4 protein-coding genes and 1 pseudogene are annotated in these 6,497 nt (G+C 68.1%); 3 read left to right on the top strand and 2 right to left on the bottom strand.

Translation table 11 applies throughout. The features are described from left to right. The 3 genes from DQP56_RS21870 to DQP56_RS21860 all read left to right on the top strand — a co-directional run. On the top strand, window positions 1-425 hold a 425-nt coding region (locus DQP56_RS21870; RefSeq protein WP_205868952.1), incomplete at its 5' end, for a nitroreductase family protein. Then, window positions 422-979 carry an NUDIX hydrolase gene (locus DQP56_RS21865; protein WP_112689006.1) on the top strand — a complete coding sequence of 186 codons (558 nt, stop codon included), beginning with the start codon at window positions 422-424 and terminating at the stop codon, window positions 977-979. The genes DQP56_RS21870 and DQP56_RS21865, both read left to right, overlap by 4 nt. Before the next feature lie 351 nt (window positions 980-1,330). After that, on the top strand, window positions 1,331-4,591 hold the full coding sequence (locus DQP56_RS21860) for a LuxR family transcriptional regulator (protein WP_234825782.1): 3,261 nt from the start codon (window positions 1,331-1,333) through the stop codon (window positions 4,589-4,591). Window positions 4,592-4,772: 181 nt separating this feature from the next. Here DQP56_RS21860 and DQP56_RS21855 read toward each other — a convergent pair whose 3' ends face one another. After that, window positions 4,773-6,020: a cytochrome P450 gene (locus DQP56_RS21855; protein ID WP_112689008.1), complete on the bottom strand. Its 1,248-nt coding sequence runs from the start codon at window positions 6,018-6,020 to the stop codon at window positions 4,773-4,775. Window positions 6,021-6,273: 253 nt separating this feature from the next. After that, a pseudogene (locus DQP56_RS21850) lies at window positions 6,274-6,497 on the bottom strand (NDP-sugar synthase); the annotation flags it as partial.

The following is a 6,497-nucleotide window of genomic DNA, read 5'->3' as shown; positions in this document are numbered from 1 at the left end:
GGCTGCTCGACGCCATGGCCGACAAGTGGCGCGCCGACCTGGCCGGCGACGGCAAATCCCCCGAGGCCGTCGAAGCCCGGGTGGCGCGCGGCCGGATCCTCTACGAGGCACCTGAAGTCGTCATCCCGGTGATGGTGCCCGACGGGGCGCATGACTACCCCGACGCGGCCCGCACCGCCGCCGAACACACCATGTTCACCGTCGCGGTCGGTGCCGCGGTTCAGGCGCTGCTGGTGGCGCTGGCGGTGCGCGGTGTCGGCAGCTGCTGGATCGGGTCCACCATCTTCACACCGGATCTGGTACGGGCCGAACTGGATCTGCCGGCCGACTGGGAACCGTTGGGCGCCATCGCTATCGGGTATGCCGCCGAGCCGCCCGAACCCCGGTCGCCGGCCGCCGTCGATGATCTGCTGGTGCGCCGGTGAGCACCCACGACTCCGCCGTCGAGGCGCTGACCCGGTGGGCCGCACCGGATTTCGCGCAGGACGCGCTGCGCCACGCGGTGCTGGCGTTCCTGGCCGCCCGCGCCGATGCGTGCGTGCGCGAATGCGTACCCGGCCACATCACCGCTTCTGCGCTGGTGCTCGACCACACCGGTGAACACGCGCTGCTGACGCTGCACCCGCGGGTCGGCCGCTGGGTGCAACTGGGCGGGCACTGCGAGGACTCCGACGCCGACATCGTCGCCGCGGCGACGCGTGAGGCCACCGAGGAGTCCGGCATCGCCGGGCTGCGGCTCGACCCGCGGTTGGCGGCCGTGCACGTGCACCCGGTGACCTGCTCGCTGGGGATCCCCACCCGGCATCTGGACCTGCAGTTCGTGGCGCACGCGCCGGCCGGGGCGCAGATCGGGATCAGTGACGAGTCGGTCGACCTGCGCTGGTGGCCGGTCGACGCGCTGCCGCCGGATGCCGACGACGCGCTGCGGTATCTGGTGGGCGCAGCCCTGGCTGCGCCGGCCCACCGCGGCCCGCGGTGATCAAAGGGAACCGCCTCCGAGGCAGGCCAGGTACGAAGCCGCATCGCCGAGACGCACACCACGTGGCGTGCGTCGTAGTCGTCGACACCGTCCTGCTGATCGATTTTCTGCGAGGGTAGGGCCTGCCAGTCCCGGCATGCTGCTTTGACGTTCCAGCTGCGGCGTTGCCACCCGTAACCGCAGGCACGTCGAACGCATGGACGGTCTGCGCCTGCACGACGTCGCGTGAGCTGGCGTCCCGGTGGCGCGCAGCTACGGGATAACACGGATGTTTTCGGTGTCTTCCCTGGTCACACTGGCCAGCATGGACAAAACTGGTCTCCACGCGGAGCGGTGTTGAACGGAGACGACGTGGCGCTGCCGACCGGCACAGTGACTTTGCTGCTGGCCGACGTCGAGAACTCGACGCGGCTGTGGGAGACCCAACCCGAGGCAATGACCGACGCCGTAGCCCGCCTGGACCACGCGGTAGTCGAACTGGCCGCGGCCCATAACGGGGTGCGCCCGGTAGAGCAGGGTGAGGGTGACAGCTTCGTGATCGCGTTCACCCGCGCGTCCGACGCGGTGGCGTGTGCGCTGGCACTACAACGGGCAGCGCTTGCACCGATCCGGTTGCGCATCGGCGTGCACACCGGCGAAGTGGAGCTGCGCGGCCACACCAGTGAGGCAGGCAACTACATCGGCCCGTCGATCAACCGGGCGGCACGATTGCGGGACCTGGCACATGGTGGGCAGACGGTGCTCTCCGGCACCACCCAAGACCTGGCCGCCGATACGCTGCCGGCCGACGCCTGGTTGCTCGATCTCGGTCGTCACGAGCTGCGGGGCGTTGCCCGCCCGGAACGAGTGGCGCAGTTGTGTCACGCTGATCTCGACAATGAATTTCCGCCGCTGCGCACCACGAACAGCAGCGGAGTCGGTCGGCTACCGGTGCAGCTCACCAGCTTTGTGGGACGTGGCGTCCAGATCGCCGAGGTGCGGTCGCTGGTGGCCGAGCACCGACTGGTGATGCTGACCGGGGCCGGTGGCACCGGGAAGACGCGTCTCGCAACGGAAATCGCGGCCGGCCTCGCCGACGAGTTCCGAGATGGTTGCTGCTTCGTGGACCTTGCTCCGGTCACCGTGCCCGCAGTCGTCCCGGCCACCGCGGCCCGCGCGCTGGGGCTGCCCGACCAACCGGGTCACTCGACGATGGACGCCCTGATCCGGTTTCTCGCGGATCGTGATCTGCTGATCGTGCTGGACAACTGCGAGCATCTGCTCGACGCAACCGCGCAGTTGATCGTGGCGTTGCTCGACAGGTGCCTGAACCTGCGAATCCTGGCAACCAGCCGCGAACCTACCGGTGTCGCCGGCGAAGTGACGTTTGTGGTGCCGTCCCTGTCGCTTGCCGACGAAGCCGTTGAGTTGTTCGGCGACCGGGCCGCCCGGGCACGGCCCGACTTCAGCGTCACCGATCACAACATCGATACCGTGTCGGAGATCTGTCGCCGTCTCGACGGCATTCCGTTGGCGATCGAGTTGGCGGCTGCGCGGGTGCGGGCGCTATCGCTGGAGGAGATCGTCGGCGGCCTGCACGACCGGTTCCGGCTGTTGACCGGCGGGGCACGCACCGCGGTACGCCGGCAACAGACGTTGCATGCGTCGGTGGACTGGTCTCATACATTGCTCACCGAGCCCGAACGCGCCCTGTTTCGCCGGCTGTCGGTGTTCCTGGGCGGATGTGACCTCGACGGTGCCCAAGCGGTGGCCGGAGCCGACGGGGTGCAGCGCTACCAAGTACTGGACCAGCTCAGCTTGCTGATCGACAAATCGCTCGTCATCACCGAAAATACCTGCGGCCGAACACGGTACCGGTTGCTGGAAACGGTTCGTCACTACGCGCTGGAAAAGCTGGGCGAGTCCGGCGAATACGAGGCGGTCCGGCTGCGTCACCGCAATCACTACCTGGCCATGGTCGCCACACTGGACGCGCCGGGCGAGGGCGCCTACGAGGAGGCCCTGGAACGGGCGGAACTCGAGATCGATAACCTGCGAGGGGCGTTCGGCTGGAGCCTGGAGATCTCCGAGGTCGAACAGGCCCTGACGCTCGCGTCGTCGTTACAGCCACTGTGGATGTCACGTGGCCGGGTTCGTGAAGGGCAGAGCTGGTTTGACACCGCGCTCACCGACGACACGGACATTCCGGGGCGGTTGACCCAGGCGGTGCTGGCCCGCTCCCTGATCGACAAGGCGGTGCTCGATTCGCTGTCGGGTGCCGCCGGCGCGATGGAACTGGCCGAACGAGCCCTGGCAGCGGCGCGCGAAACCACCGATGCCGCCCTGGTCCTGCGGGCGCTGACCGGCTGCGGCTACATCGCCGGATATCGAGCCGAGACGGCAGATCACTACTACACCGAAGCCTCGCAGCTGGCCAGGGAATTGGGCGACCGGTGGCAGCTCAGCCAGATCCTGGCATGGCGGGCGAATTCGCCCGTCATGACCGCGGAGCCGCGGGCCATCCGCAACTCCGCTGAAGAAGGCCGCGACCTCGCCGACGCGATCGGGGACCGACTGAGCTCGCGGATGTGTCGCCTCTGCCTGGGGTGGGCGCAGCTGTACGAGGAGAACTTGACCGGGGCCGTCACATCGTTCCAGAGTGTGATCACCGATTCGCAGGCCGCCCGTGACCGACTCCTGGAGTCCAATGGCCTTGCCGGACTTGGCTATGCACTGGCCTGGCAGGGCAAGACGGCCGAGGCACGCGCGGCGGCCGAGGCAGCCATCGCGACGGCCGTGGAACTCAGTGAGATTTTCACCGGCGTCGGCTATGGGGCATTGAACACCGCGGCGTTGGCCGCCGGCGATGTCGCGTCGGCCCGGGAAGCCGGCGAGATGGCCTGGGCCCAGCTGAACCCGATGGCCGGCACGGTGGCTGGGCTCATCCCCTACCTCGCACAAACTGAGCTGGCGGGCGGTGACCCGGTGGCCGCCCGCCGCAAGGCCGACGAGGCGGTGGCCGCGTCAACGGGCTGGCATCGGGTATTGGCGTTGACCACGCGTGCTCGTGTCGCTATCGCCCTCGACGATATAGAAGCCGCCGAGCGTGACGCGTACGAGGCGCTCGGCGCTGCGCTGGACGTCGAAGCGTACCTGGGGATATCGGACACCCTGGAGTGCCTGGCGGCCATCGCACAGCGGAGCGGCGCCTACCGTGAAGCCGCTCGGCTGTTCGGTGCGGCAGAAGGAATTCGGCGGCAGATGGGCGCGGTTCGTTTCACGATTTGGGACAGCGATTACGAAGCGTCGGTGGGATCACTGCGAAACGCCCTAGACAGCGCGGACTTCGAAGCCGCGTGGGCGGCCGGCGCCGACTTATCGGTCGCCGACGTGATCGCCTACGCGCGACGCGGGCGCGGCGAGCGCAAACGCCCCTCTAGCGGCTGGGCATCACTGACCCCGACCGAACGCGATGTTGTCCGCCTCGTCAGTGAGGGCCTGGTCAACAGGGACATCGCCACAAGGCTTTTCATCTCACCACGCACCGTGGAAACCCACCTCACCCATGTCTACGCGAAGCTCGGGCTCAGCTCGCGGGTGCGGCTCGCCCAGGAAGCGTCCCGGCACACCTGACTCGGGGCGTGACGCCATGCTCAGAGGTGGCCGGCTTCACGTGCGGCGCAGCTGTCGTCAAGGAACGTCAGCCGACGCGGATAGCGCGGCGGAGCTGAGTGTCGGCGGGCATGCGGCGACTTCCGGTGGGTCGCTGCTCGTAGTGCTTCGAGGGTCCTACTCGAGTACCCGGTGATCGGTTTCATCGTCGTTCCTCATCGTTGGTGAAGCGCGAGAATTCGATGGGCAGGGTGGCTGGTCCGCTCAATGCGGTCAGCGGTTTCCAGGGGGCGGGACCGGCTAGTCGTGCGTTGGGTAGGCGTTGTGGCATGACGGTCAGGGCTTCGGTCAATTCCAGGCGCGCGAGGTGGGAGCCGAGGCAGTAGTGCATGCCGCCGCCGAAGGTCATTACCGGTGCTGCGCCGGTACGGGTGATGTCGAGGCGGTCGGGGTCGTCGTAGACGGCAGGGTCGCGGTTGGCGGCGGCGGTATTGATGGTCACCACCGTGCCGGCGGGGATGACGAGGCCCGCGTATTCGACGTCGGTGATGGTGATGCGCACCGTGGCGAACGCGACCGGGGTATGCCGTAGGGTCTCGGCCACCGCCGGTGCGGCCAGATCGGGGCGCCGGCCCAGCAGTGCCCACTGGTCGGGGTGCTCACAGAGCACGTGGACCGAGGCGGCGAGCTGGTTTCGGGTCGTATCGGTGCCGCCCATCAGCACGCCCGCGACCAGCATGCGCAGTTCATCACCGCAGAGCCGGTCGCCGTCTTCTTCGGCCCGGATCAGGTCGGAGATCAGGTCGTCGGTCAAGGTGTGGCGCCGGCGCGCAATCATGTCGTCGACGTAGGCGTCCAACGCCTCCCAGGCGGACAAGATGGCCGGCAGATGTTCGGCGACGCCCCAGCCGAAGACCTTCATGATGTCTTCGACCCAGTCGGCGAACAGCCCGGCGTCTTCGGGCGGTGCGCCCAGTAGCGCGCAGATGATCGGGACGGGATAGTGCCGGGCGATGTCGGTCACCACGTCGCAGTGCCCGCGATCATGGTGCTGGTCGACCAGGCCGGTGATGGTGTCGACGACGGTGGTGCGTAGCCGTGCGCTCGCGCGAGGGGTGAAAGCGGGGGCGACGAGTCGGCGTAGTCGTCGGTGTGCGGTGCCGTCGAGGCTGATCAGGTTGGCTACGACCCGGTCCCAAACCGGCCCGCTGGTGATGCCTTGGGCGGCAAGGAACATCCCCGGGGGAACCTCGAACCGTGGATCACGCAGCGCGGCGTGCACCAATTCGTAGGTCAACAGCTCAGGCCCGTGCACGCCCATGGCGATCGGGGACTGCGCACGCGCTCGCGCGATGATGTCATGCGCCTCGCTCGGGTGTCGGGCATGCTCGTAATCGAGCACCGGGAGTCCGGCGTCGAACACATTCGGGTGGTCCAGGGCGACGGTCATGGCGGCCTCCTGCTTCGGGTTTCTGGAGTTCACGCTGAGGTACTGAGCGTCGGGAAACATCAGTGCTGACGCGTAATCACGCCGGACGGGGGTCGTAGATCCAATCGATCCGGCGGCGGCCGGCCCCGCCTCACGTGTGCAGCTCGCCCAACAAGCCGTGCGTCACGGTTGACTCCACCGTTGAGACTGCGCGTTTGGCGGACAAGTCCGAGAAAGGTGCGCCCTGAGCGCAGCGTCAGCGGGCAGACCGGGCTCAGATGTCGCTGGAGTAGCGGATCCCGCAATCCGGGATCGACACCCCCGGCCACACCCGTGCGCCGCGCAGCAATTCGCAGCGCGCCCCGATGTCGGCGCCGTCGCCGATCACCCCGTCGCGGATCAGCGCGCGCGGCCCGATCCGGGCGCCGAACCCGATGATCGAGCGTTCGATCACGCTGCCGGCTTCGACTTTCGCACCGTCGAAGATCACCGCGCCGT

Origin of the sequence: Mycolicibacter senuensis (genome assembly GCF_003284925.1) — a bacterium.
GTDB lineage: Bacteria > Actinomycetota > Actinomycetes > Mycobacteriales > Mycobacteriaceae > Mycobacterium > Mycobacterium algericum_A.
The sequence above is the reverse complement of the archived record's forward strand: the minus strand, read 5'-3'. Positions and strand labels throughout refer to the sequence as shown.